The organism is Nitrospira japonica (assembly GCF_900169565.1).
Classification (GTDB): Bacteria; Nitrospirota; Nitrospiria; order Nitrospirales; family Nitrospiraceae; genus Nitrospira_C; species Nitrospira_C japonica_A.
The window spans coordinates 1,949,542-1,976,024 of sequence record NZ_LT828648.1 but is presented as its reverse complement, the minus strand read 5'-3'; the positions used below and the strand labels follow the sequence as shown (position 1 = coordinate 1,976,024).

Annotated in this window: 26 protein-coding genes and 1 riboswitch; of the genes, 15 read left to right on the top strand and 11 right to left on the bottom strand. The window is 58.9% G+C overall.

Annotated elements, in window-relative coordinates; translation table 11 throughout:
* Positions 1-58 precede the first annotated feature (58 nt).
* Both NSJP_RS09475 and NSJP_RS09470 read right to left on the bottom strand, forming a co-directional pair.
* The gene (locus NSJP_RS09475; RefSeq protein ID WP_080886665.1) at positions 59-1,312 is read right to left on the bottom strand and encodes an efflux RND transporter periplasmic adaptor subunit; all 1,254 of its coding nucleotides are present in this window, start codon (positions 1,310-1,312) and stop codon (positions 59-61) included.
* 224 nt (positions 1,313-1,536) lie between these two features.
* Positions 1,537-2,238 (bottom strand): ComEA family DNA-binding protein, encoded by a 702-nt coding sequence (locus tag NSJP_RS09470; protein ID WP_155970031.1) that lies wholly within the window; start codon positions 2,236-2,238, stop codon positions 1,537-1,539.
* Between the two features lie 245 nt (positions 2,239-2,483).
* On the opposite strand from NSJP_RS09470, the gene NSJP_RS09465 reads away from it, so the two are divergent.
* Complete coding sequence (locus NSJP_RS09465) at positions 2,484-3,359, top strand: undecaprenyl-diphosphate phosphatase (RefSeq protein WP_080886663.1); 876 nt, start codon at positions 2,484-2,486, stop codon at positions 3,357-3,359.
* Between the two features lie 15 nt (positions 3,360-3,374).
* Positions 3,375-3,632 carry a DUF2024 family protein gene (locus tag NSJP_RS09460; protein ID WP_080886662.1) on the top strand — a complete coding sequence of 86 codons (258 nt, stop codon included), beginning with the start codon at positions 3,375-3,377 and terminating at the stop codon, positions 3,630-3,632.
* Positions 3,633-3,642: 10 nt separating this feature from the next.
* On the opposite strand, the gene lspA is transcribed toward NSJP_RS09460, so the two are convergent.
* From lspA to nadA, 3 genes are all read right to left on the bottom strand, one after another.
* Positions 3,643-4,176 carry a signal peptidase II gene (gene lspA, locus NSJP_RS09455; protein WP_080886661.1) on the bottom strand — a complete coding sequence of 178 codons (534 nt, stop codon included), beginning with the start codon at positions 4,174-4,176 and terminating at the stop codon, positions 3,643-3,645.
* On the bottom strand, positions 4,173-7,022 hold the full coding sequence (gene ileS / locus NSJP_RS09450) for an isoleucine--tRNA ligase (protein WP_080886660.1): 2,850 nt from the start codon (positions 7,020-7,022) through the stop codon (positions 4,173-4,175). The genes lspA and ileS overlap by 4 nt, the downstream gene beginning before the upstream one ends.
* Positions 7,023-7,135: 113 nt before the next feature.
* The gene (gene nadA, locus NSJP_RS09445; protein ID WP_080886659.1) at positions 7,136-8,233 is read right to left on the bottom strand and encodes a quinolinate synthase NadA; all 1,098 of its coding nucleotides are present in this window, start codon (positions 8,231-8,233) and stop codon (positions 7,136-7,138) included.
* A 203-nt stretch (positions 8,234-8,436) separates the two neighbouring features.
* A riboswitch (TPP riboswitch) is annotated at positions 8,437-8,547 on the top strand.
* 101 nt (positions 8,548-8,648) lie between these two features.
* On the opposite strand from nadA, the gene thiC reads away from it, so the two are divergent.
* The 7 genes from thiC (at position 8,649) to NSJP_RS19945 (ending at position 15,578) form a co-directional block, all read left to right on the top strand.
* Positions 8,649-10,538 carry a phosphomethylpyrimidine synthase ThiC gene (gene thiC, locus NSJP_RS09440; protein ID WP_080886658.1) on the top strand — a complete coding sequence of 630 codons (1,890 nt, stop codon included), beginning with the start codon at positions 8,649-8,651 and terminating at the stop codon, positions 10,536-10,538.
* Between the two features lie 153 nt (positions 10,539-10,691).
* On the top strand, positions 10,692-11,492 hold the full coding sequence (locus NSJP_RS09435; RefSeq protein ID WP_080886657.1) for a sulfide-dependent adenosine diphosphate thiazole synthase: 801 nt from the start codon (positions 10,692-10,694) through the stop codon (positions 11,490-11,492).
* Positions 11,493-11,597: 105 nt separating this feature from the next.
* Positions 11,598-12,113 (top strand): tetratricopeptide repeat protein, encoded by a 516-nt coding sequence (locus tag NSJP_RS09430; RefSeq protein WP_080886656.1) that lies wholly within the window; start codon positions 11,598-11,600, stop codon positions 12,111-12,113.
* 45 nt (positions 12,114-12,158) lie between these two features.
* Positions 12,159-12,560: a response regulator gene (locus tag NSJP_RS09425; protein WP_080886655.1), complete on the top strand. Its 402-nt coding sequence runs from the start codon at positions 12,159-12,161 to the stop codon at positions 12,558-12,560.
* A 38-nt stretch (positions 12,561-12,598) separates the two neighbouring features.
* The gene (gene ygfZ, locus NSJP_RS09420; RefSeq protein ID WP_080886654.1) at positions 12,599-13,693 is read left to right on the top strand and encodes a CAF17-like 4Fe-4S cluster assembly/insertion protein YgfZ; all 1,095 of its coding nucleotides are present in this window, start codon (positions 12,599-12,601) and stop codon (positions 13,691-13,693) included.
* Between the two features lie 390 nt (positions 13,694-14,083).
* A complete protein-coding gene (gene purM / locus NSJP_RS09415; RefSeq protein WP_080886653.1) occupies positions 14,084-15,106 on the top strand; it encodes a phosphoribosylformylglycinamidine cyclo-ligase in 1,023 nt (340 codons plus the stop codon).
* A gap of 91 nt (positions 15,107-15,197) precedes the next feature.
* Positions 15,198-15,578 (top strand): cytidine deaminase family protein, encoded by a 381-nt coding sequence (locus NSJP_RS19945; protein ID WP_080886652.1) that lies wholly within the window; start codon positions 15,198-15,200, stop codon positions 15,576-15,578.
* A 514-nt stretch (positions 15,579-16,092) separates the two neighbouring features.
* On the opposite strand, the gene NSJP_RS09405 is transcribed toward NSJP_RS19945, so the two are convergent.
* Positions 16,093-17,073, bottom strand: coding sequence for an OmpA family protein (locus NSJP_RS09405; protein ID WP_080886651.1), 981 nt, complete (start codon positions 17,071-17,073; stop codon positions 16,093-16,095).
* A 241-nt stretch (positions 17,074-17,314) separates the two neighbouring features.
* Here NSJP_RS09405 and NSJP_RS09400 point away from each other — a divergent pair, with 241 nt between their 5' ends.
* Positions 17,315-17,911, top strand: coding sequence for a hypothetical protein (locus NSJP_RS09400; RefSeq protein ID WP_080886650.1), 597 nt, complete (start codon positions 17,315-17,317; stop codon positions 17,909-17,911).
* Positions 17,912-17,947: 36 nt separating this feature from the next.
* Here NSJP_RS09400 and NSJP_RS09395 read toward each other — a convergent pair whose 3' ends face one another.
* The 3 genes from NSJP_RS09395 to NSJP_RS09385 all read right to left on the bottom strand — a co-directional run bounded on the left by NSJP_RS09395 (position 17,948) and on the right by NSJP_RS09385 (position 20,357).
* Positions 17,948-18,430 (bottom strand): hypothetical protein, encoded by a 483-nt coding sequence (locus NSJP_RS09395; RefSeq protein WP_080886649.1) that lies wholly within the window; start codon positions 18,428-18,430, stop codon positions 17,948-17,950.
* A gap of 71 nt (positions 18,431-18,501) precedes the next feature.
* Positions 18,502-18,768 (bottom strand): CBU_0592 family membrane protein, encoded by a 267-nt coding sequence (locus NSJP_RS09390; RefSeq protein ID WP_080886648.1) that lies wholly within the window; start codon positions 18,766-18,768, stop codon positions 18,502-18,504.
* 62 nt (positions 18,769-18,830) lie between these two features.
* Positions 18,831-20,357 carry an alkaline phosphatase D family protein gene (locus tag NSJP_RS09385; protein WP_080886647.1) on the bottom strand — a complete coding sequence of 509 codons (1,527 nt, stop codon included), beginning with the start codon at positions 20,355-20,357 and terminating at the stop codon, positions 18,831-18,833.
* A gap of 68 nt (positions 20,358-20,425) precedes the next feature.
* On the opposite strand from NSJP_RS09385, the gene NSJP_RS09380 reads away from it, so the two are divergent.
* The gene (locus NSJP_RS09380) at positions 20,426-20,662 is read left to right on the top strand and encodes a hypothetical protein (protein WP_080886646.1); all 237 of its coding nucleotides are present in this window, start codon (positions 20,426-20,428) and stop codon (positions 20,660-20,662) included.
* Positions 20,663-20,689: 27 nt separating this feature from the next.
* Here the strand turns inward: NSJP_RS09380 and NSJP_RS09375 are convergent, their stop codons facing one another.
* Both NSJP_RS09375 and NSJP_RS09370 read right to left on the bottom strand, forming a co-directional pair.
* Entirely contained in the window at positions 20,690-21,082 is a 393-nt protein-coding gene (locus NSJP_RS09375) for a nuclear transport factor 2 family protein (RefSeq protein WP_080886645.1), read from the bottom strand.
* 68 nt (positions 21,083-21,150) lie between these two features.
* Positions 21,151-22,059, bottom strand: coding sequence for a DMT family transporter (locus NSJP_RS09370; RefSeq protein WP_080886644.1), 909 nt, complete (start codon positions 22,057-22,059; stop codon positions 21,151-21,153).
* 154 nt (positions 22,060-22,213) lie between these two features.
* Between NSJP_RS09370 and NSJP_RS09365 the strand changes: the two genes are divergently transcribed.
* The 4 genes from NSJP_RS09365 to NSJP_RS09350 all read left to right on the top strand — a co-directional run bounded on the left by NSJP_RS09365 (position 22,214) and on the right by NSJP_RS09350 (position 26,473).
* Positions 22,214-23,719 (top strand): PAS domain-containing sensor histidine kinase, encoded by a 1,506-nt coding sequence (locus NSJP_RS09365; protein ID WP_155970029.1) that lies wholly within the window; start codon positions 22,214-22,216, stop codon positions 23,717-23,719.
* Positions 23,691-24,335, top strand: a complete 645-nt coding sequence (locus tag NSJP_RS09360) for a response regulator (protein WP_080886642.1) — start codon at positions 23,691-23,693, stop codon at positions 24,333-24,335. The genes NSJP_RS09365 and NSJP_RS09360 overlap by 29 nt, the downstream gene beginning before the upstream one ends.
* Before the next feature lie 333 nt (positions 24,336-24,668).
* Positions 24,669-25,058 carry a response regulator gene (locus tag NSJP_RS09355; protein WP_172834258.1) on the top strand — a complete coding sequence of 130 codons (390 nt, stop codon included), beginning with the start codon at positions 24,669-24,671 and terminating at the stop codon, positions 25,056-25,058.
* A gap of 128 nt (positions 25,059-25,186) precedes the next feature.
* Positions 25,187-26,473, top strand: coding sequence for a TolC family protein (locus tag NSJP_RS09350; protein WP_080886640.1), 1,287 nt, complete (start codon positions 25,187-25,189; stop codon positions 26,471-26,473).
* Positions 26,474-26,483 lie beyond the last annotated feature (10 nt).

Sequence of the window (26,483 nt, the reverse complement as noted above, 5' to 3'; positions counted from 1 at the left end):
GGATTTGGGGTAAGACTGACGATTCATCGCTCGATACCGGCGCGGACGGACGAGAACGTCACATGCCTCGCTCGCGGGACTGGCGACGCGGCGGAGCGCCGAACCCCGGCGGCAGATCGCTGCTCCGTCGTTCTCCTCGGAACTGCTCGATGCCGACGATCACGGCCTCGCCTTCGGCAACGTCTCCCGAAACCAATTCAGTCCAGAGGCCGTCCGATATGCCGCCCTGAACCGGAACCGAGACCAGTTCGCCATTTTCCCGTTCCTTCCAGACGAATCGGGACGGCAGGCCCCCTACATCGCCCGTCGCCACGGCTCGGACGCCGGCGCCGGACGGACTGCCGTTGACCAGTTCGGATTTCGGAGGCATGAACCGGAGCGCGGCATTGGGAATCTTGAGCACGTTCTCCCGCTGAGCCACGACGATCGACACGTTCGCGGTCATCCCAGGCTTGAGCCGCAAGTCCTTATTGTCCACACCGACCACCACGTTATACGTGACCACGTTCTGCACGTTGATCGGCGCGATGCGCACCTGTCTGATGGTGCCGGAAAACGGAACTCCCGGATACGCGTCGACGGTAAACATGGCGTCCTTCCCTTCCGTAATGCCCCCGATATCGGACTCGCTCACGTTGGTATCGACTTCCATCTTCGTCAGGTCGAGGGCGATCAAGAACAGGTTGGGCGTGGCGAAACTCGCGGCGACCGTCTGGCCCACTTCGACGTTTCTGGCCACGACGATGCCGTTCACCGGCGATCGGATGACGGTGTATTTCAGATCCAATTCCGCGGCATTGAGCGCGGCTTCCGCCTGCTTCCCCTGAGCAATCGCGACGCTCACCTGCGCTTCGGCTCCCTGAGCGTTGGTGAGGGCTACATCCACATCATTCTGCGACACGAATTGCTGGGACAGCAGCGACTTCGTCCGCTCCAGTTCGCGATGGCGCTGGGCCTGCTCGGTCCTTGCCCGGGCCAATGTCGCCCGTGCCATTTCAAGATTACTGGCGGCCTGATCTCGACGGGCTCGAAAAGGCTCAGGGTCGATCACCGCCACGATGTCCCCGGCCTTGACCACGGAATTGAAGTCGGCGTGCAAGCTCTTGATCATGCCGGAGACTTGCGTGCCGACCTGAACCGACACCACCGGCGCGATCGTACCGGTTGCGGTCACCAGTGACACGACCGTGCCCCGCTCCACCGACGCAGAGCGGTATCGAATCGGCGTCTTCCGTTCACCGTTGAAAAAGACGTAGCCGCCGATGACCAATCCGACGGCCAATACCGCGACAATCAGAACGAGGCGGCGCATGACGAGGGTCGTTTCTCCATGATGACAAGCCCTCTCATTCTAACAAGACGCACGAACCAGAATCATCCTCTCCACCCTAAAAGCACGACAGGCCATCCATATGCATGGATGGCCTGTCGTGCCACTGCCTAGCCCATATTTCGTCACGTTCCCGCCGAGGCATCCTCCGTAGGGTGACGCCGCTCAATCACACGTCCCCTCGGCATAGGCTTCCAGATACGCCACTATGGGCTGACGCTGATGCGCTCCCTGATCGTATCGAACGTTTCCTTCGGCACGACGTTTTTCGCAACCAATTCACCCTTGACCTTGTAGGGACGGTTCATCACGATCCGGTCAGCCATCTCCTTCGAGATACCCAGCACCAGCACCATATCGCCAGCGGAGGCCTTATTAACGTTCATCAGGCCTGCTCCGGCCGATGGGGGGGTGACGGTGGACGGTGGCATCGGAGCCGGAACCATGGCCGGCGGCGAGGCGGCGGAGGGAGCTAATGATCCGGTGACGCTCCGTTCCTTGAGTTCCTTCTGATAGCGAGCGACCAGGGACTTCAGTGTTTCATTGTGCCGCTTGGCGTCTTCATATTCCGATTTCATGGCCCGGTTTTGTACGGTCAACTGCCGAACGCGATCCTCGAGTTCCTTGGTCCGTGCTTCAATGCTTCCCCGTTCTTTGTCCCGGCTGTGCTGTATGCGCTCCAACTCGTCGTGGGCGGCCTGGGCTTCATTACCGAATTTGACGTTCAATTCCTTCAATGTCTTGACCTGCTGCTCCAATGCGCTCTTCTGCGTGCGCATCGTGGCCAATTCGGTCTTTGCGGCGTCGCCTTCGGCTATCGCCTCCTGGTACTTGCGGTCGCTGACGACACAACCCATGATCGAAAACGCCCCCGCTGCGACAATCGCCGTCATCCACACTGACCTCATGCGAACCTCCCCTTATCCTGATCGCCGTCCCTTCGCGTCACGGCTGTCTTAGGCTACGTGTGTCATCGCGTCTTTTCGCACCCCTCCACTGTGTATGCCAAGCCTCACTCTTTGTCAACAAGTTTGACGCCCAGCCGCGGCATCCGGAGTTCCGATCATCGGTTTTTCATGTCTGCTTGACGGGAGACGGTCACTTTGTGATTATGCAGAGACCTCTCGTCACACTCTCATCCAAAGGAACGCAGATGAATGAATGGGGCCCCGCCCTGGCGGTGATTCTCGGCATTGTCGAAGGACTGACCGAATTTCTCCCGGTCTCCTCGACCGGCCATCTCATTCTCGTGGGGCATGCACTGGGGTTTACCGGCGATCTGGCCGCCAATGCCGAGATCTCCATCCAGTTGGGGGCCATCCTCGCCGTCGTGGCATACGAGCGGGAAAAGCTGAGAACGCTCCTTTCACGCGCAATGGGCGAGCAAGCGGATTTTCGGCGTTCGATTGGCGGCGGCACCGAATCGTTGAGTCTCACGCTTCGCCGATCCCTGGTAGCACATCCGCATCTCTGGTTCCTCATCGGCTTGGGCGCGGCATTTCTCCCCGCCGGTCTGGTGGGACTGGCGACGCACGGTTGGATCAAAGCTCACCTCTTCAGCCCGCAGACCGTCGCCATCACCTCCATCGTGGGCGGATTGATCATTTTGGCGGTTGAAGCCCGCACGAGGAAACCAGATGTACAGCAACTTGAACAGGTCGGCCTGCGCCAGGCGATCATGATCGGCGTCGCCCAATGCGCGTCGCTCGTTCCCGGCATGTCACGCTCGGGTTCGACGATCATCGGCGGCTTGCTGGTGGGCTTGGATCGTAAGGTCGCCACGGAATACTCGTTTTTTCTGGCGCTCCCGACGTTGATCGTCGCAACCTGCTATCAAATCTGGAAATCACGCGGAGTGTTTCAGCAGGAGGACTACGTCGCGCTGGCGATCGGCCTTGCCGTCTCCTTTGTCGTCGCCTGGATCGTGATCGCGGCGTTCCTGTCCTTCGTCAAGCACCACACGCTGCGTCCATTCGCCTATTACAGAATCGTCATGGGACTCGCCGTCCTGTATATCTTTGGTCTGTGACGACCCACCTTATTCATGGCGGACACCGTCCACATATTCGACGCGAAAGTGCGTGGGAAGCAGGGGCCGCTCCATTTCGACGTCATAACGACCGACGAAGCGACGGCGCTCAAGCTGGCGAAGCGATACATGGAAGAACTGGGCGAGGGAGACGTCACGGTGACCGTGAATGAATGTCAATTCTGCCACAGCGAACCGCTGGTGATGTTTTCGACGGACCAGCAGCGCCAGTTTCACGAACAGGGAGGGTTCATCGTTCCCCTTCCCGGCTAGCCGCTCTACTCTAAGAAGATAGGGACGTCGGGGGAGGATCCGGTTCCGGCAGCGGCGTCTCTTTTCGTTCGAACGCAAAATGCACGATCAGGCACACGACCCCCACGCTGATGGCGGAGTCGGCCACGTTGAACGCCGGCCAATGATACATGTCGACATAGACGTCCAGAAAATCGATTACCTCGCCGAACCGTAACCGATCGATCAAATTTCCGATCGCTCCTCCGAGGATCGCGGCGATGCTCACCTGCCCGATCCAATCTTTCTCGGGCAGCCGGGCCAGAATCGTCCCCAGGAGGCCCAGCGCGAACAGAGACGTCACGCCGAAGAAGACCATGCGAAAGGCGTTGCTGCTGCCGGCCAGCAATCCGAACGCGGCCCCCGGATTCCGGATGTAGGTAATGCTGAAGAGGTTGGGAACGACCACGATGGACTCATGCAACCGCATGGACTGCATGACCCATTGTTTTGTTACCTGATCCACCAATACGATCAGGATTCCGAGCAGGGTCAGCCCTCCGTAACGGAGCGCGGTCGGGCTCACCGCACCGCCTCCACGCAACGGTCGCAGAGGGTGGGGTGACCCTCATCTTTTCCGACTGCCTCTCGATAATTCCAGCACCGCTCGCACTTTTTTCCTCCTGCTGGAACCACATCAACAGCAATTCCTGCAGCAAGATCTATCGAAAAGCAAGCATCGGTCGGTACCTGATCTACCCCAAGCAATTCGACCTGCGAAACGATAAAGAAGGCTGGCAAGAAGTCTTCGTACAACCTTAGAGAATCATACTGAGCAGGGTTCGCTCGCTGCGCATAGAGGATCACCTTTGCTTCAAGCGAAGATCCTATGATTCTGTTTCTCCGCTTTTCCTCCAGTTTACCAAGCACCAGACTTCGCACAGGCAATAAGAAATCACTCCAATTCTGTTCCAGTTCGGGATCGATCCATTTTGGATCTGATTCTGGGAATGCTACCAGATGCACACTTGAGTTCTGCTGTCCCGCATCTGAAGACTTAGGTAATGTGCGCCAAATTTCCTCCGTCGTAAAGCTTAGAATCGGAGCCATCAATTTCGTCATGGCGACTATGATCTCAAAGAGCACAGTCTGTGACCCGCGGCGCAAGGGAGCATCTGCGCGGAACGTGTAGAGACGATCCTTGAGAATGTCGAGATACACGGCGCTCATATACACGGCACAGAAATAATCGAGTTCATGGATGATTTGGCGAAAATCAAAATCTTCGTAACTCTTTTTCACAACCTCAATAAGGTTGTGAAGCTTGATTAACGCCCATCGGTCGAGTTCCGGCAACCGTTCATATGGCACTCGATCTTTCGAGGGGTCAAAGTCATAGAGATTGCTCAGCATAAACCTGCAGGTATTCCTAATTTTTCGGTATACCTCGACGAGCTGACTTAGAATATCTTTAGAAATCCGAACATCATCGCGATAATCCTGTGCTGCCACCCAAAACCTCAAAATTTCAGCTCCAAACTGCTTGATCACCTCCTGTGGTGCAACAACATTCCCAGCCGACTTCGACATCTTTTTACCTTGCCCATCGAGGACGAACCCGTGCGTCAGGACGGCTTTGTATGGCGCGCGCCCGTCGGTGATGACGCCGGCGAGCAACGAACTATGGAACCAGCCCCGATGCTGATCCGAACCTTCGAGATACAAATCAGCCGGCCACCACTTGTGCGGCTTGAGCACGGCGGCATAACTGACGCCGGATTCGAACCAGACGTCGAGAATGTCATGTTCCTTTTCGAATGTAGTTCCGCCGCACTGTCCGCACGTCGTGCCGGGAGGCAGCAACTCCGACGCCGGTCGTTCGAACCAAATATCCGATCCTCCCGATTCCATCAGGACGGCGAGGTGTTCGATCAGAACCGGCTCGGCCATCACCCTGCGGCAGCCGGCACAGGTGAATCCAGGAATCGGCACGCCCCATACACGTTGGCGCGACAAACACCAATCCGGCCGATTCGTGATCATGCCGGTGATCCGATCCTTGCCCCAGGGCGGAACCCATTGCACGCGATTGATTTCGGCCAGGGTCTCCCGGCGGAGTTCGTTCGTCTCCATGGAGACGAACCACTGTTCCGTAGCACGGAAGATGACCGGGCTCTTGCAACGCCAGCAGTGGGGATAGGAGTGGTTCAGCGTCCCGTGTCCCAATAGTTTTCCCGTCTCCTTGAGCCGCTCCACGATGCCAGGGTTGGCCTTGAAGACATGCTGCCCGGAAAAGCCTTCCACCGCGTCGGTGAACCGTCCCGCGTCATCGACCGGCGCCAGGATCTCCAGCCGCTCGCCGGGAGACGCTTTGGCGTTGTATTCCTGGACCAGGATGTAGTCTTCCATGCCGTGTCCCGGCGCGATGTGCACGCAGCCGGTGCCCTGATCGAGCGTGACGAAATCTCCCAGCAGAATCGGCGACAGTCCCGTGCTCATGGGGCGCTGAGTTTCGAGCCCCTCGAAGCCGTCTTGCCCCTTCTTCATCCCCAGCACGCGGGCCTCTTTCAACTCGCAGGCCTTGGCCACGCGCTCCACCAGCTTGTCGGCCATGACCAAGATCTCTTCTCCCACCTGCACGAACGCATAGTCGATGTCGGGATGGAGACAGACCGCCTGATTGGCCGGAAGAGTCCAGGGAGTCGTCGTCCAAATCACGACGGCATAGGACGTTCGATCCGCCGACACGCCGTCGTGGCGTCCGGGGAATGACCGGGGAGGATTGACGATGGGAAACTTGACGTAGATCGATGGTGAGGTGTGATCGTCATACTCCACTTCCGCCTCGGCCAGCGCGGTCTGATCCTGCGTACACCACAGCACCGGCTTGAGACCCTTGTAGACGCCCCCACGCTCCACGAACTTGCCGAACTCCCGCACGATCGTCGCTTCGTAGCCCGGATTCATGGTCAGATACGGGTGCTGCCAATCGCCGAGCGTGCCCAGACGTTGAAACTCTTCGCGCTGGATGTCGCGGAACTTCTCGGCATATTCCCGGCAGAGCCGGCGGATCGTCGTGGCATCGAGGGTCTTCTTCTTTTCGCCGAGATCCTTCAGCACCTGATGCTCGATCGGCAAACCATGGCAATCCCAACCCGGCACATACGGCACGTGAAAGCCCGCCATGGTTTTCGACTTGACGATGATGTCCTTGAGAATCTTGTTCAAGGCGTGGCCGATATGAATTCGGCCGTTGGCATAAGGAGGACCGTCGTGGAGGACGTAGCGGGGCCGCCCCTGCCCGGCCTGCTGGATCTCTTCGTACAGGCGTTCCTTTTCCCACCAAGCCAGCAGTTCGGGTTCCCGCTGCGGCAGGTTCGCCTTCATGGGAAAATCGGTTTTGGGCAGATTAAGCGTTGCTTTGTAGTCCATCGGTTCGGCCTGCTTTGCCTGATCCTGATACGGCGGTTGACGGTGGATGGGAATCTACAGGAGGAGGAAGTCGGAGGCAATCTCCATCTTGCATCGATTCGGCACGGCGGCACTTAGCTGATTGCCATCATCCGGTCGAGCGCCACCTTGGCCCACCGCTTCTCGTCTTCGGGAACCACGATATGGTTGACGACGTGCCTGTCGGCAAGATTCTCCATGGCCCAACAGAGATGCGCGCCGTCGATCCTGAACATGGTTGCGCATTGACAGACGGTGGACGAGAGAAAGAATACCTTCCTGTCGGTCATGTCACGCTTCAACCGGTTGACGAGATTGAGTTCCGTCCCCACCGCCCAGATCGATCCGGTGGGAGCCGCGGACACCGTCTTGATGATGAATTCCGTGGACCCGGACAAATCCGCCTTGTTGACCACGTCCTCATGGCACTCCGGATGAACGATCACCTTGCCGTCCGGATACTGCTTCCTGAAATTGTCGACGTGTACCGGCTGAAACATCTGATGGACGCTGCAATGGCCTTTCCAGAGAATCAGCTTCGCCCGCTTGATGGCTTCGCGGCTGTTACCGCCGTTCGGCTGATAGGGATCCCACACGATCATCTGCTCGCGCGGCAATCCCATCTTGTTGGCGGTATTGCGGCCCAGATGCTCGTCCGGGAAAAACAGAATCTTTTCGCGTCTGGCCCAGCACCATTCGATCACGGCCCTGGCGTTGGACGACGTACAGGTGATGCCGCCGTGCTCGCCGCAAAAGGCCTTCAGGACTGCCGCGGAATTCACATAGACGGCCGGCATGACGGTCTCCTCGACCGGGAGGATGCGCCCCAACGTTTCCCAACATTGATCCACCTGCTCGATCGCCGCCATATCCGCCATCGAACAGCCGGCCGCCATGTCCGGAAGAATGACGGTTTGATTCGACCGGCTGAGAATGTCCGCCGTCTCGGCCATGAAATGCACGCCGCAAAAGACGACGTAGGGCCGCTCGGACCGCTCCGCCGCGAGTTTGGACAGCAGAAGCGAATCACCCCGAAAATCGGCGTGTTCGATCACCTCGTCCCGCTGATAGTTGTGTCCGAGAATCATAACCCGATCGCCGAGGACGCGCTTCGCCTGCGCCGTCCGGCGGAACAGCTCGTCGCCCGCGAGCCCCTGATAATCGCTGATCGGCTTGGGTACCGTAGCTAACATGTCCAGACCGTGCCTCACCTAGCCTGCAAAGGAACGTTCATTGTACGACACGCGTTCTCCGACAATCAACGAAACCGCCGACCAAACGGCTCGGTCCGGCTCCCGGCAGGCAAGCGAATCGGACTGCCGGAGGATAGATGGACCTAGTCCTAATGGGTCTAATAGCACGTTGACTTCGGTCTCGCCGCAGACTACGATTTTAGATCACGAGCTAGGGGTGCCAAAAGGCTGAGAGTCCGCCGGAGTTCTTGGACGGACGACCCTCACAACCTGACCTGGGTAATACCAGCGTAGGGAAGCGGAACAGCAGAAGACGCTGACTCTGAGCCGCCCCTACCCCGTGGGTGCGGCTTTTTAGTTTGTACGGAACGAGGATCGACCAATCGATGGTGGTTCAGACGAAAGGAATCTCGCCATGAGCAAGAACGGCTCCGACAACGGTCACGGCCAGAAGGCGATCACGACCAGTCCCTTTCCCGCATCGCGGAAGGTCTTCGTCTCCGGAACCCAGCCTGGCGTGCGGGTTCCGATGCGGGAAATCGCCTTGTCACCGACCAAGTCGATGAAGGGTGAGGCGCCGACACCCAACGAACCCATCACGGTCTACGATACATCGGGTCCCTACACCGATCCGTCGATCACCATCGATATTCGAGCCGGGTTGGCCCCGTCCCGTCAGGAGTGGATTCGTTCGCGCGAGGACGCCGAGCAGCTCCCGGACGTCACCTCGGAGTACGGACGCGCACGGGCCGCCGACCCCAAGCTGGCGGATCTGCGCTTCGGGCACGTCCGCAAACCGCTGCGCGCCAAGCCGGGTAAGAATGTGACGCAACTCCACTACGCCCGCAAGGGCGTGGTCACACCCGAGATGGAATTCATCGCAATCAGGGAAAACCAATCGCGCGAGGTCGCACGCGAATTGGCCTCGCGGAACGGCCACGGGGGCGGAACGGTGCAGCATCCGGGGGAGGCTTGGGGCGCGAACATTCCCCGAACCATCACACCGGAGTTCGTACGGGACGAAGTCGCCAGGGGACGGGCGATCATTCCGGCCAACATCAACCACCCGGAGACGGAACCGATGATCATCGGCCGGAATTTTCTGGTCAAGATCAACTCGAACATCGGGAACTCCGCCGTCGCGTCCTCGATCGAAGAAGAAGTGGAAAAGATGATCTGGTCGATCCGCTGGGGAGCCGATACGGTCATGGATCTCTCCACGGGAAAGAACATCCACGAGACGCGGGAGTGGATCATCCGCAATTCGCCGGTTCCGATCGGCACCGTGCCGATCTACCAGGCGCTCGAAAAGGTGGGCGGGAAGGCCGAAGACCTGACCTGGGACATTTATCGGGATACGCTTATCGAGCAGGCCGAGCAGGGCGTCGACTATTTTACGATCCATGCCGGCGTCCGCCTGGCCTACGTGCCGTTGACCGCGCAGCGCATGACCGGAATCGTGTCGCGCGGCGGCTCGATTCACGCCAAGTGGTGTCTAGCCCACCACCAGGACAACTTTGCTTATACGCACTTCGAAGAAATCTGCGAGATCATGAAGGCCTACGACGTCTCCTTCAGTCTGGGAGACGGGCTGCGGCCGGGCTCCATCGCCGATGCCAATGACGAGGCGCAATTCGCGGAGCTTGAAACCCTGGGCGAGCTGACGAAGATCGCCTGGCAGCATGACGTGCAAGTGATGATCGAGGGACCGGGTCACGTGCCGATGCACCTGATCAAAGTCAACATGGAGAAGCAGCTGCAGGCCTGTCACGAAGCGCCGTTCTATACGCTCGGCCCGCTCACCACCGACATCGCCCCCGGCTACGACCACATCACGTCGGGAATCGGCGCAGCCATGATCGGCTGGTACGGATGCGCCATGCTCTGCTATGTCACGCCCAAGGAGCACTTGGGCCTGCCCGACCGCGAAGACGTGAAAGTCGGCGTCGTGACCTACAAGATCGCCGCTCATGCGGCCGACCTGGCCAAGGGCCATCCGGGCGCTCAGATCAGGGACAATGCCCTGTCGAAGGCGCGGTTCGAGTTTCGGTGGGAGGACCAATTCAACCTGTCCCTCGACCCGGACACCGCCGTGCAATTCCACGACGAGACGCTTCCGGACAACGCGGCCAAGGTCTCCCACTTCTGCAGCATGTGCGGGCCGCATTTCTGCTCGATGAAGATCACTCAGGATGTGCGGGACTATGCCGCCAGCAAACAGGTGTCCGAGCAGCAAGCCATCCAAATTGGAATGAAGGAAAAGTCTGAGGAATTCCGAAAAGCAGGCTCTGAAATTTACCGTTAGGATCAGTCCGAAGACGGATGCTCAAACCAGCCTCCCAACAAGGCCGCAGGGAGCGAGGACCCCGAGGCGTACTGTCGTTTGGTACGTTGAGGGGAACGAGCGACTGAGAACGAAGTTGGAGGCCGGTTCAGCATTCGCAGAAGGAACACAAGGATGGGAAAGCCAAAACCCGCTCCATTGAGAGAACGAGACATCACCAGACAGATCGCCCGCGAGTACTACAAAGAATTCGATCAACTCATCGAAAGCGACGTCATCATCGTCGGCGCGGGACCCTCCGGACTGATCTGTGCACACGATCTGGCCGACATGGGATTCAAGACGGTCATTGTCGAGCAGAACCTCGCGCTTGGCGGCGGGTTCTGGCACGGCGGCTACTTGATGAACAAGGCCACGATCTGCGCTCCGGCCCATAAGATCCTCGACGAGATTGATGTCCCCTGCAAGAGAATCAAGGACTGCGAGGGGATGTACATCGTGGATCCGCCGCATGCCACCGGCGCGCTGATCGCCGCGGCTTATCGGGCAGGGGCAAAAGTCCTGAATCTCACGAGGGTGGTCGACCTGATTCTCCGCCGTGACGGATCCCTGGACGGAGTGGTCGTCAATAATACGACCGCCGAAATGGCCGGCCACGATCTCATCCACGTCGATCCGATCGCCTTGGAAAGCAAGATTGTCGTCGATGCCACCGGTCATGACGCAGTCGTCGTCAGCCTGCTGCATAAACGAAGCCTTTACACCGAGGTGCCGGGCAACGGCGCCATGTGGGTCTCCCGTTCGGAAGAAGACGTCATGGATCATACGGGTGAGGTCTATCCCAATTGTTTCGTGATAGGCTTGGCCGTCTCGGCCGTCCACGGCACCCCCCGCATGGGACCGGCTTTCGGGTCTATGCTACTATCCGGTCGATACGGAGCGGAGTTGATCAAGAAAAAGCTGAAGCAGGAGTAGGAGCGTATAGCAAAGAGCATATGGCCAAAGCCGGACTGAAGGATTGCGCTTACCTTATTTCGCGCCTACGCTATATGCCATACGCCATCTGCTCGTAGACTGGCCATGGATGTCCAAGACTTCTTAACACAAGGCGACGGTCGGGAAGAGGACAAACGAGAAGCCTGGTGCCTCTTCCAACAGGCGTACGAGCGGCAGATGAAAAATGAGTTGGAGGAAGCCGTGTCGCTCTATCGCCAATCCTTGTCGGTTCATCCGACAGCGGAAGCCCATACGTTCTTGGGTTGGACCTACAGTTTTATGGGCCGCCTCGACGACGCCATCGACGAGTGTCGCATGGCCATTGCCCGGGATCCTGACTTCGGCAACCCGTACAACGACATCGGCGCCTATCTCATCGAGAAGGGCCAGTTCGACGAGGCGATTCCCTGGTTTCAAAAGGCGATGCAGGCGAGACGCTATGAAAGCCCCGCGTTTCCTCACCTGAACCTCGGAAGGGTCTACGAGAAGAAAGGTCAGTGGACCGATGCGATCGAAGCCTATAAGCAGGCTCTTTTGCTGAATCCGGACTACGTCCTGGCCAAAAAGTCGCTCGGCCGTTTGATCAGTTCGTTGAATTAAGACGGTCCGGAGTTCGCAATAATTTTGGACGACGAGTGTTTCCAGATGACTCAACCCGATCAGCCAACCGGACACACCATCCTCGTCGGCGTGACCGACATCTTCTTTTATACGAAGGTCCGCGATGCCCTGCGCCCCAGAGGCTTCAGGCTTGAACGAGCCCGCTCGCAACAGGACATCGCGGGCATCTCATCCACCGGGTCGCCGGCCGCGGTCATTCTCAACATGAACGATGACGTTCTGAACGCCTTTCAAGCCTTGGAGACGTTGAAGGCCGACGCTCGGACGAAGAAAGTCCCCGTTCTGGCCTTTGCGAATCACGAAGAAGTGGATACGTGGAACCGGGCCAAATCCTTGGGCGTCACGAAGATCGTCTCGCGAAACGAATTCTCGGCACGTACGAGAGAATTGGTCGAGGAAGTTCTGTCGACGCTCAACGCTGAATGACTTCAATTCAACATTAAACATTCACGATTGAACATTTCATGCCAAAGCAATCCCGCTTGCACGATCACCATATCCGCCTCGGAGCAGCCTTCGAGGACGTGACCGGTTGGAGCATGCCCGCCCATTACGGCGACGTCGCCGCCGAGCACCGGGCGGCGCGTGAATCCGTGGGGCTGGCCGACCTGTCGCACCGGGGTAAATTGCGCGTGACCGGCGAGGATCGGGTGAAATGGCTTCAGAGCGTCATCAGCAACGACCTCCTGCCTCTTCAGCCTGGCCAAGGCCGGTATTCGAGCTTCCTGACGCACAAAGGGAAAATGCTCACGTATTTCCGGGTGTATATGCTGGCCGACGCGGTCATGCTGGAAGACGTCGGCGAAATCGGTGAGACGACCTACAGCGCATTGCGCAAATTCCTCCTCTACGGCACCAAGGCCAAGATGGACAATGGCGCGGAGACCTGGGGGCTGTTGCTCGTCAGCGGTCCGAAAGCCGCGATGTCGGTGAAGGCGGCCTTCGGCGCGGACGTAACGGATCTCAAGCCCGTCAATTTTGTTCCCGCGACGATCGGCGGGCAGGCCGCCCTGATCGTGCGCACGGAGGAAACGGGTGAAGAGGATTATGAGATTCTACTCCCGGCGGACGGATTGATCACGGCCTGGGAACGGTTGATCGAGGCCGGCAAGGCTTATGGGATACGACCGATGGGTAGCCAGGCTCGTGAAGCCCTTCGCATCGAAGCGGGCATCCCGAAAGCCGGACCGGACCTAAACGAGGACATCGTCCCGCCCGAGGCCAATCTCGAAAGCAAGGCCTTCAGTCTGAGCAAAGGGTGCTACCCCGGGCAGGAAGTCGTCACCCGCATGGACACCTACGGCAACGTCCGCCGCCACCTTGTGGGTCTCGTCGTCAAAGACTCCACGGTTCCTCCGAAAGGAGCCAAGCTCTTCAGTGGCGACCGGGAGATCGGCTGGATCAGCAGCGCGACACGTTCACCGCAGATGAACGCCGTCATCGCCTTGGGCTTCCCGCTACGGGACTTCAGCACCGCCGGCAGCGCCCTATCGATTGATATCGACGGGACGCGCCACGACGCCACCGTCCATACCCTGCCGTTCTATCAGAAGAAATAGTTGGCTCCGTCGCCGTGATTCATCAGTCGCATATCCGAGCAGGCCGATCACCGCATTAGCCAACTCTGCCTACATGATTATGGAAGGAATGGTACGAGACGGTCGTGAATCAGTTTGCCATCTGAGGTACTGCAGTTTGTCATTCCCATGAGCAGAAATCCAGGCGAAGCCTCTCCTCGGCGTTGAGTCTCGAGAGTGCTGAATGCCTGCTTTCCCGGGCAGGACGAAAGAGGAAACTGACCCGCCACCTACGAGACGGAAGCATTGCCAGGCAAGCGGCTTTGCACTAGACTTGCCCTTCTCCGCTTGCCGAAAACATTTTTCGATACTGCACGAGCAGCCTGCAGCATACCTAATAGTTGGATTCCACAGGCGGACGCCTGGAGACTTATGAAGTATAGAGTCAACATCGACGTCGCAAATAAGACGAAGGCAGGATTCGGGAAGCTGCTCGACAATCGGGACCCACGCCTTTTGAACAAGGTCGGAGCCTTTTCATCGTTGTTCTTGTTCGACGTCAAACGATTCACGGAGCCAGTGCTTGTCCTAAAAACCGAGGAGCCAGGATCGAAACAAGTTCTCGCGTTTGCACACGATCGCATCGAGTCCGTGTGCCAGGACATGATCAATCACCTGATCAATGATTGTATTGTGATGGGCGCTGAACCTCTCGCCGTGCAGGATCTTATTGTCTGCGGACAATTGGAGAAGACGATCGCGACGCGAATCGTGGCTGCTTGCGCCGCTGCATGCGAGGCTCAGAACTGTGTACTCACAGGTGGAGAAACGACGGAACAGCCGGACATCGTTCCAGCAGGCACGTATATTCTAGGATCGAGTATTGTTGGTGTTGTTGAACGCAGCCGAATAATTGACGGTTCGCTCATTGCACCCGGAGACGTTGTGATTGCATTGTCATCGTCCGGTCCTCACACGAACGGCTACACCCTGATTCGCGACCTTCTCAATCGTGATCCTGCTTTGGCAAAACAAGATGTGGCAGGCACATCCTTCCTCGACGCCGTTCTTGAGCCTCACCGCTGCTACTACGGCTCCCTCAAGGATTTGTTTCCTCTCAAGCTCATCTCTGGACTCGCGCACATTACTGGAGGAGGAATACGAGAGAATCTTGATCGTATTCTTCCGCACACCGTTGATGCCAGCATTAACCTTGCGCTGTACCGACCAGCGCCGATCTTTGGCGCGATACGTGCTGCGAGCCAGGTCTCGGACCATGAAATGCTCCGTGCCTTTAACCTGGGCGTCGGAATGGCGCTCGTATGCGGTCGAGCGCATGAGGCCGAAGTCCTTCGCCATCTTAGGGCCCAAGGGCAAGAGGCCTATGCCATAGGGGAAATCGTGCCTGGGACAGGAAAGGTCGAGTGTCGTGGATTGGTCGCGTATGGTGCCTAGCAAGACGCCCCAGTCGACGCATTGGCGTGAGCTATGCTAGGCAATCCACGGCTGAGCTTGGTCGTTGAGCCATCTGATCTCAAGTTTCGCAATGACTGACGACGATCTTATTCAGGCCGCGACGCAGTTAGTCGGCGAATTCCGTACCGGTCCTGATTGCGTTGCTGGTCGCGTTGCGGCGGCACTCGTGACTGCGAAGGGCAATGTATATACCGGTATCTGCATCGACCTGGTCTGCAGCCTTGGTTCATGCGCAGAGTATTCAGCCATTGCGGAGATGTTAAAGGCCAGAGAGTCCGAGATTCACACTATCGTTTCGGTGTGCGGCTCACGGATAGTTCCACCGTGTGGACGGTGTCGTGAGTTGATGCGCCAAGTCAGCGATGCGAACGCTAGAACCCGCATCATTGTCGCACGCGGTCGCATGGCGACTCTGTCTGAGCTGCTGCCCTTCGAGTGGAAAAGGATCTAGCACCGTACACAGACTAATAAGCGGTTGCAGCTGACCGTCACCACTGATGCGACAACGTGATTTTTCCGGTCTTCGACCCATTGCGTGCGGTCAACAAGCACCTCCTCGATTTACTCCGAGGCTTGAGCACCAAGGACTGGATGCCAGTTCCGACTAAGTTTCGCCGGATTCGCGAACGTATTTCCTGGACACCACACTAAGAGGCGTCGGTACAGACCGGCTCGGGAATGCAATAGGACACGCCCTCGCTGTAGCGGACGCAGAGGTAGCCGACAGGACAGGGATGATCTGGGCTGCATTGGCCGCTGACGCAATGGCTATAGTCCACTTGCTTGCCGTTCGGGCAGGACACGGAGCGAAGACAAAAACTGCCCATCCGGCAATCGTGCCTCGCGGTGAAGCCGGAATCCCGCCAGGTACAGGGTTCTTCAGGATTTCTCCCGCTGCAGGACACCGCCATTAGCGCGCCCAAGAGGCACAACCCGACCCATGGCGGAACTACCCGCATGACGTGCTACCGTTCCACCAGCTCAACCCGCCGGTTCTTGGCGCGCTCTCCGTCGGAGCGGTTCGCCGCCACCGGCACCAGCGAAGCCACGCCATGGGGTTCCAGCCGGATCGACGCAATGCCGTGTTCCTTCACGAGCGCATCGACAATCGCGCGGCTGCGGTCTTGCGAAAGTTTGAGATTGTGACTGAAAGCGCCGGTCGAGTCGGTGTGGCCGACGACGTATACATTCAGCTTCGGACGGACTTTCAACAATTTTGCGATTTCCGCGAGCGCAGGCTTGGATTCCTGTTTCAATACTGCCTGGTCGTGGTCGAAATACAGGCCGTACAACGCCACCTTGCCGTACTGATCGATGTCCTTTCCCATCGCGTCCGCATCGATCGTGACCAGACCTGTCTCGGCCTCACCTGCCTCGATGACGTCGATCAGATAGGTCACCCGGTCGGCACGCTGTTGCGTGATGGCGATCGCCACATAGACTGTGGTCCCCGCCTGCGTCTTCTGCCCTGCGAGAAACGCACTGCCGCCGGATGTGGCTGTCCCGTGCAACAACTCCACCCCTGCTCCTGGAGGCAGCGTGTTTGCGGCATAATAAATCGTGAGCCAATTTCTTGAACCGATCTCCGGAGAAACGCTCTGGCCCGCCTGAAACCCGTCGGCCATCAATTTGAATCCGGCATCGTTCAGCGCCTTCTTATAATTCGAGTACACGTCGGCATGCGTGCGTTCACCGGACAATTCATAGTAAATCCGCGTCACCTTGCCTGCGGTTTCCACCCAGTCATTGATCTTCCGGTATCCGCCGACCTTTGCGACGCCGATTTTATAGGGCATGAACGACTGGGTGTCGTACCATTTAATGACGGATTGGGGATAGCGCGTCAGCATTGGGTGATCCTGTGAGCCTGTGACGTCTCGAGCCGACGCCGGCTGACCGAGACCGACCGCCAGCAGTACGATCGCACATGCAACTCGCTTCATCATGTCTCCTTTTCCTCAGCGAACATCGTCCGACATGACCAGATCAGTCTTTCCCACGCGTATATCGATCGTCGAATGCCGCACACGTTCACCCCTCCAGACGCCGTGACCTGCACTCTTTCTTATCTTCAGTCCTGCGTGAAAGCAATCCGCTCCATCTCAATTGATCCATATGCGACTTTGCACTAGACTTGCCTCCCTCAGCTTGATGAAACCACGCACTGCGCGAGTGAGTACATCTTTCATGACGTTGACCATTCACATCTTGCCCGCCCGCAATCCGACCGAAGTAGACGCGATGAACATCAGGCTTACATCGTTCGCGTGTGCTATGTTGCTGATTCCCCTGTGGATGTGCCCCGCGCTAGCAAAGGCGCAAACGCCGCGCCAGCAAGCCGAGCAGGAGCTGACGCGCAAGGCGCCGAACGCCGGTCTGCAGGCTTGCTCGTTGATTACGAGAGCCGACGTCAAGAATGCCGCCGGTCGAGATCCGTTTGTCGACGCCGAGCCCGCCGGTCAAGGGGGCTGGATGTGCAACATTGGCATAAGTGAACTGAAGGTCTATGCGGGCCCCAAATCGTGGGAGGCGTGGGAGTCCACGCTGAAGAGCTTCAAGATGGACAAGGAGCCGCAGACGCCAGCCCCAGGATTCGGCGAGCGTGCGTACTTCCTCTACCCAAAGCCGGCCAACAAGTACCAAAGCAACATCGCAGTTTTGGTCACGAAGTCGGGAAACCACACGCTCGTGCTGTCGCTCGATGCGCCGCAGGGCAAACCGGCCGAGTCGATGCGCCCGGCGCTCGAATCGCTGATGAAGACGATCCTCGCACGGCTGCCGTGAGGTCCAATCTCGTGGCAGACAGGTAGTCCCGACGATTCAGCGTTCCGGGTTCCTTGCCGCCGACACGGCCTTGGCGAATGCCAGCAGGCTCTTGCGCTCGTCTTCATCCAGCGCCAGCAGGAGATGCGTTTCTTCGGCATGCATGAGGCGCAGACTGAGGAACGGCTCTTCGCGGCGCTTTTCGCGATTATCCCACATCGCGTCGATGACCTGAACCTTATCGAGCTGTCCGACGGACAGGACGTCGTAACGGAAATAGGAATCGCCGATGACGATGTCGAACACGACGTTGCCGGCCGTGAGCAGGACGAGATTGAACCGTCCTTGGTCCTCGTATCCTTCCGGCAGAAATCTGTTGATGTGGCACAGCGCGACTTTGCGGTCGCCCAATGCGGCGTGGATTTTTTCCTTGAGCGCCGGATAATCGATCTGCAACGCCTTCTCATCGGGGTTCGTCGCCCCTACCGCCGCCGCCTGTGCTTTCTCGAAAACTTCGTCTGCCGACATCAGCCCTGCCATGATTGTTCTCCTTGGCGAGCCTTCGTACGGCCCGCGCCTATGGTGTTCAAACCTTCTTGTCCAAACCTCTTCTACGGATGGTGCTGCCGCGCACGGAACGCCCGAATGACGCCGAGAATCCCCAGAGCGGCCCAGGCAAACTCCAAGAGGATGAAACCGGCCCGGCCATCGGCGATGGCGACGATTCCCAACAACAACGACCCCACGATGTTCAGTGTCAGATAGCCGGAATGGAGTTCCCGCCACACTCCGCTTTGATTGAGCCCGTAAGCCGCCAATACCATCAGCGCCCCGGCCACCGAAATGAGCTGTAATAGCATGAATACGCGATAGGGCATTCACCGGTCCGCAAAGGTGGCTACCGTACCCGGTTGCCGACCGGGAATGCAAGAGTCCCCGGTTAGTGAGCCTGCAGACGGTGGGAGAAGCGGGTCTTACCGGTATCGTCGACAAACGCGACCTCGAACGACTCGGCGGTGACTCGAACGAGTCCGAAGTTGGAGTACCCGCCGTCGTTGAGCAGGACGGTCGGATGCAGGCTTGGAGTCGGCGGCGTCATGCGACCGAATCGTGCAGAGAGTGGCCCCGACACGAACTCATGAAAATCAATCCGGCCGTCATTATCCGGATCATAGCCGTTGGCTTGCACATAGTGGACGTCGCCGGCCAGGAATACGACGTTCTTGATCCGGTCAGCAAGGATGTGATCGACGATGACTTGCCGTTCCCGTTCAAAACCGGTCCCGTCCGACCCGCCGGCCGGTCCGCCAGACCACCCGTCATACCCCGGGGCCGCCCCCCCACCGCCTTTGGGAATCGAAAGAGGAACGCTCGTGACCACGGCTTTCCACGTCGCCGTAGACTTCCGCAGCCCATCGAGCAACCAGGCCAACTGAGCGGGCCCAAGCATGGTCTTCTCCGGCCCGTCGGGATCGGCATTCTTGCTGCGATATTGCCGCGTATCGAGGATGAAGAGTTCGAGGTTCGCGCCATAGCGCACGCTGCGATACAGGCGATCGGGATCGCCGGCCTGCATCGCGATCGGCCAATATTCCCGGAGCGCCTGACGGCCCGCGGCCATCCGGGGTTCGTACGGGCCGGAAAAATTGTCTCTGACTTCATGATCATCCCAGATCACATACACAGGGACACCGCTCAACAGTCTTCGTAACGCCGAGGCCCCGCGTTGGTACCGATGTCGCAGCCGATATTCCTGAAGATTCGTGGCGACGAAGCCGGCTCCCGGTTCGTTGGGAGGAGCCGAGCAGACGCCATCCGCATAGATGGTGTCGCCGAGAAAGACGAAGAAATCGGGATGCTGCGCGGCCATCCCGTCGAAGATCGGATAGCCTGCCTCCCCTTGCCGGCACCGATCCTGACCTCCCAGATCGCCGCTCCATGCAAAGGAGAGCGGCACGGATTGCTCCGGTTCCGGCAACGTGGTGAATTCGCCGGTTGCCGCCAGAGTACCCCGCAGCGACCCGGACGCCTGTTCGACGGAATCGACGAGAACACGGTATCGATAGCGCGTGGCGGGCGCCAGATGTTCCAGCGGTACCGAGAGGGTGAAATCGGTTTCCGGCCTCGTGACCAGCACCGGAGTTTCGGGCACCGCCGGTCGCACCGACGCCATGGCGCCCATCTTCTTCCAATCGTCGAGCGGGGCCCATAAGACCTGCACGGCTTTCGAGCCATCCGTACGCAGCCACAGCACCGCCGACCGGCTTGTCATATCGCCTACCGCCAACCCTTCAGGCAGCAGCGTCTCCGTAGGCGCCGTGGTCTGGGAAATGGGACGATCCGAATGGAATACCTCGGAGGAGGCCGACGTGCAGGACGTCAGAGCCGCAACGGCCACGAGACACAGCGCCAGAAGCTTCACAGGCTTGGGGCCGGATACAGAGCCGTATCGGAACGCCGGCATCATGACACCTGCACGGTGGTTGAAAAGTCGGCCACCGGTCGTGCATACTGCCGGCTCGCAAGAGGAACGACGTGATCCAACTTCATTGCATCATCGAAGGCTGCCAAGGGAAGGTGTACGCGCCCGCCGGCACACAGAACGTCTGCAAGGAACATTTTCTTCATTATCTCACCTGGCGCCGGCGCAAAGGGCCTCAGATGTTCTTGACCTATGCCGGCATGACCATGGAGCAGCGGGACGCGATCGTCGCGGAATGGCGGCAGACCGTCCGTGCCGTCGAACCGCCCGCCGCAAGCCAAAAGTCCTAGTTCGCCCTTTGACCGACACACGCGCGATTACTCGACCACCGCGCTCCCGTGGTGATGCGTCATCAACCATTCGTCGCCGATGCGCTCGAACAGGTTGGTGGCAAGTACACGCATATGCCGCGGCTCGTCCGACTGCTGACTGGTGATATTCTCGACGCAGATGACCCAGGCAATATCACCGGCCACCTGCACGGTCACGTCGGTGAGATCAAACTGCATGGAGAATGTGTTGTTGAAAATGAGCACCCACGAATCGCGGACAGCCCGCCATTCAGTGCGCAGCGTCCACCCCGGATGGATGCACGTCACATACTCCAGATGGGCCCATACCTCGTCCATCTTCGCGATGTCCAACGAGCCGAAGGCTTCGTAAAATCGTTCGTTGGCCTTGGTGACTTCTTCGATTCGCTGCTGGATCACGATGTCCTCTTAGATCTGCGCTCGATTACAATATTGGCATAATACTGGAAACCACTACTGAGGGCGAATCAGCTCTCCACGGTATGGCTCTCCATTCGGCGGTGGACCATCCAGACGCCGGTCAGAATCAGGGTGATCCCCACCACCTCGATCATCCCGACCGATTCGCCGAGGATCAACGCGGATAACGCCACCGCCGCGACCGGCGTCAGATTCCCCAGCACGGACGCGCGGGACGGTCCGATGCCCTTCACTCCATACAACCACGCCTGCTGCGCGACCGCGGTTGCAAACACGATCAGATAGCCGAGCGCCACCCAATCGTGGACACCTACGGAGGTCCAGCCAGCCTGGGTGACTTTGCGGTCCGTCCACAAGAGCGGAATCTGAAGTGCCGTCGCAACCGAGAGCGTCGTCCAATTCACAGTCAGGGCCGATACCCTGTCCATGATGGCCCGACTCCCGATGCTATACAGCGCCCAGCTGATCACGCCGAGAAAGACCAGGACGCTGCCGAGCAGCGGCCGTTCGCCCGCCGCCCGAAAACCCGACACGGAGACCAGCGCGACCCCCATACATGACACCAGGCTTCCGCCCAAGACGAGGCGCAAGGGCACGTCTTGAATCAACACCGCCGACAAAAGCGCCGTCACGACCGGGGCGGAGCCGATGATGACGCCGGCTACGGCGCCGCTCACATAATTGAGCCCCATCAGGATCAACAGATGATTGCCGAGGACGCCGAGTCCGAGCCCCAAAAGGATGCGGACATCCGCCGTCGTCAGGCCGGCCAATGAGCGTTCCTGCCACCACCACGTAGCCAGCAGAATGACCAGTCCACCGATATCGCGCAGCACCGAGGCTTCAACCGCGGAAAACCCGCTCAAGGCAAGCTTTTGCGCCACGATCGAGCCGCCCCAAAGCACCGCGGCGGATACGATCGCGCCATAGGCCAGTCCGACGGATGAATTCGACATGGATAAGGGGATACAACCCTTCTCATCGGTCGTCAAGGACTTTCCCTGCGATCGAGACGAGTGAGTCGGCGTCTATCTTGATCACCCGAGCGGGAACGGCTCATACTCTGGCCACTGCGAGGTGACGATTCATGATGCCTTCTTGGAGCGATCTGTGATCAACGAATGGTGGCGAATCGGTGCCATCCTGTTGCTGATTGCAGGACTGTTCGTTCTGGACATTCTCACCCCGCTCGGATTCGCCGACCATTTTCTCTATGCGCTGGTCGTCGTGATCGCGATCGGATCGCGCATCCGATGGCTCATGTCGGCTACCGCCGTCCTGAGCACCGCTCTGACCGTCTTGGCCGTATTCCTCAGTTCCAGCACGCCGGAACTGCCTCTCTGGATTCCCATCGGCAATTGCGCCTTCACGATCATCATCATCTGGGTCGTGGTGTGGTTCGCCCTGAAGCGCCGGCAGGCGGAGGCCGCGCTGCAGAAAGCCAATGAGCGACTCGAGGAGAAGGTGGTCGAACGGACCAGGCAACTCGCCGGTGTCAATGAGGCGTTGGTGTCGGAGGTGACCGAACGCATGCAGACCGAACAGGCTTTTCGGCTCTCGGAGGGGCGTCTGGCCGGGATTCTGGATATCGCCCAAGATGCGATCATTTTGATCGAGGAGGACCGATCCATCTCGCTCTTCAATCAAGGAGCATCGCGGTTGTTCGGGTACAGCCCGGAGGAAGTCCTTGGGCGGCCGGTCGAACTGCTGCTGCCCGCCCGCTACCGGATCCATCATCCGTCGAACGTCCAGGCTTTCGCGTTTGGTCCCGAGTCCGCGCGTCCGATGGCCGAACGGCGGGAGGTGTTTGGCTTGAGGAAAGACGGACGGGAATTTCCCGCCGAGGCCAGCATTTCCAAGCTGACCATCGCCGAAAAGACGACCTTTACGGTGATTCTGCGGGATATCACGGACCGCCAGCAGACCGAACAACAGCTGCAGTCGCTGACGGCGCAATTGATGACCGCGCAGGAAGAGGAGCGCCGGCGAATCTCGCGCGAACTGCATGACGATATCAATCAACGGCTGGCCATTCTGGCCATCGAACTGGGCAACATGGAAACGGAGCCGGCACTGTCCGGCGAGCAGTCCCGACAGGCCATTCAGTCGTTGGCCCAGCGTCTGGCGACCATCTCCGACGACGTCCGGCGCATCGCGTACCAGTTCCACTCGTCGATTTTGGACGATTTGGGTCTTCCGGCCGCCCTCACACAGCTGACGGATGAGTTTTCTGCAAGGACCGGCGTCAAGACCATCGTGGTCCAGGAGGAACTGACACAACCCTTCCCTCGTGATGTCGCCTCCTGCCTGTACCGGATCACTCAAGAAAGCCTCGCAAACGTCTCCCGACACGCCACGGCTTCGCGCGTCGAGCTTGAATTGACCTGCGACGGCTCTGCGGTTACGCTATCCATCCAGGACAATGGGAAAGGGTTCGACCCCGCCCAACATCGTCATCGACGCGGGTTGGGGTTGATCAACATGCGCGAGCGGGTCCGCGCCATACAGGGTCGAATGGAGATTCACTCGCAAACCGGTCAGGGCACACGGATTTCCGTGCTCGTCCCCCTTCCAGGAGTTACCGCCGATGAAGAAACCTCGAATCCTGCTGGCTGACGACCATACCCTCGTTCTCGAGGGGTTCAAGAAGCTGTTGGAAGATCATTGCGATCTTGCCGGCACCGTCGAGGACGGACGCGCCCTCGTCGAAGCCGCGGAACAGATCCGCCCCGATCTGATTCTGCTCGATATTGCGATGCCGCGTCTGAACGGCATCGACGCGGCCAAGAAACTGAAGCGGCTGCTTCCGGAGGTGAAACTCATCTTCGTCACCATGCATGCGGATACCGCGTACATCAGCGAGGCATTCAAGGCCGGCGCCTCCGGTTACCTCCTCAAGCGATCCGCGGGAAAGGAATTGGTCCAGGCCATTCAATGCGTGATGGGAGGCAATTATTACGTGACCCCCCTGGTCACCAAAGACGTGATCAGCTCATTCCTGACTCCCGGCCAGCCCCGTATCGCGGTAGCGGACGACCTCACCATGAGGCAGCGCGAAATCCTTCAACTCGTAGCGGAAGGATTCTCGGCCAAGGAGATCGCCGCACAGCTCAAGGTGTCCCATCGAACCGTCGAATTTCACAAAGCCAAGATCATGGAACTGCTGGATTTGCACACGACCGCCGACTTGGTGAAATACGCCGTCGCGCACGGTCTGGTCGCCAGCTCATGAGTCGAATGTCACGGGCTTTCCCGTAGTTCTTCCCGCTGAAACCGGTAGTTTCTCCCACATGCGCCCGTAACGTTCCTCTCCGGGTCCTTGCGTACCACCTGCTAGACTCTCGTTCGGTGCGATGCGATCGGTCACTCCGCTTCGTGATACAGCACGTCTGACGTCCTCGGACAGCACGTTCCCCGAATGCCATGCGGCATCGTACCCGATGCAATGGGAACCTGAGGCTGCGCGACATCCGTCAAGTCATGGTCGAGACCCCGCGTGTACGCCTTGCATCCGGAATGGTGAGTGGTGGTGAACATTGATGCGTTATCTTTGCAGGCCTGCCGAGTGACACCGACATCGCTTTCGCGACGCATCCTGGTGATCGACGGCGACGATGACGTTCGAGGCATCCTGCACGATCGATTGAGCGCCCTCGGCTTTCAGGTCACCGTTGAATCCGACGGGAACGCCGGACTCTCGCGCCTCACGGTCGATCAGCATACCAACCCGTTTCACGGGCTCCTCGTCGAGCTGTTTCTGCCGGGCCTCAATGGGTCCGCGGTGCTTCGAGAGGTACGCGCCCGATTCCCAACCATTCCAGTCATCGTCATGGCCGATTCTCTGCACGTGGCCGATCTGCGACAGGCCATGAATGCCGGAGCAAAGGAGTATATCGTCAAACCCTTTGATTCCGAGTTGTTTCGACGCAAGTGTTTAAGTGTATTCCAGGAGTGAACGGAACGTGCGCAGGCAGCGCCTGAATTTCTCCGGATCAGATTACGAACGCGCGTGGCGGACAGCTTGCCTCGTCGGGCCGAACTCGAATAGCCCCGAGACGACCACCCGATCGAAAAGGACGATTTATGACGCACCAACGGCTTTCCTCGCTCATCTTCCTCACCGCGGCGCTTCAGATCGGCGCCGTGACCACTCGCTCCCAGGCGGTGGAACCGGCAGGAACTTCGACCTATCAGCTCGGCACCATCATCGAGATGGCGCTTGCCAGAAATCCCGTCGTGTCTTCCGCCGAGGGGGACATCGAGCACCAACGCGGCCAGCAGACGGCGGCGGGTGCCTATCCCAATCCGACCGTCATGGGGAACGCGGGATACGGTGAAATTCGTGACACCGGACGCGCCGATATTCGCGACTCCCTGAACCGTGAATCCATCTTCGAATACAACTTCATTCTCGGACAGCCGGTGGAGTGGCCGGCCATGCGTTCCGCCCGCAAACGAGTCGCCGATGCCGGGCTGGCGACGGCGAACGCGGGCATGTCCGAGACCCGGTTGAACCTGGCCGCGCAGGTGAAAGTGGCATTTTATGATCTCCTGCTCGCTCAACAGGACGCCGCGCTGGCCCAGCAGAACCTTGAAATCGTCGAAGGGGTCGGCAGGATCGTCAAGGCCAGGGTCAAATCGGGGGAAGCGCCCCAATTTGAATTGATCAAAGCCGAAGTGGAAATCCTGAAGGCCAAGCAGCTCCTCGTCCGCGCCGAAAATGTCGTGAGGGTCAATCGGGTGATCGTGGACACCTTCACGGGCGGCGGGCTCGGGACCTCGTATGTCGTTCAAGGCGATTTTCTCAACATGCCCAGAGAATTGCGTATCGATGCGCTGATGGCCAAAATGGTTCAGGAGCATCCGACGATTCGGCGCCTGCTGCAATCCGTCGAGCAATCGGACTGGCGGATTGAATTCGAACGCCAGTCGAGAGTACCCAATGTGACCGTCAACGGAAGCTACTGGCGCGAAATCGGCCGCGAGGCCGTCCAGGGCGGCCTGTCTATCCCGGTCCCCGTATGGTATCGACGCCAAGGAGAAATTGCCGCCTCACTGGGCACCAAACGCCGGGAAGAGGCTGAATTGTTGCGCGCCCGCAACGAACTGGCCCGGGCGGTGCACCAGCACTATCAGGACGCCAGAACGACGGCTGAGCTGATTGACGTATTCGACAAAGGCTTGCTGAAGCAAGCGCAGGAAGCGCTCCGGCTCGCTCAGTTCAGCTTTCAACAGGGAGCGTCCAGTCTCTTGGAAGTCTTCGATGCCCAGCGTGTCCAACGCCAAATCCAGATGGACTATGCCCAAGTCCGATATGAGCTCTCCGTTTCCCTAGCCCGGCTTGAGCGGGCCGTCGGCGGAGCGCTATGATAGCGATGAG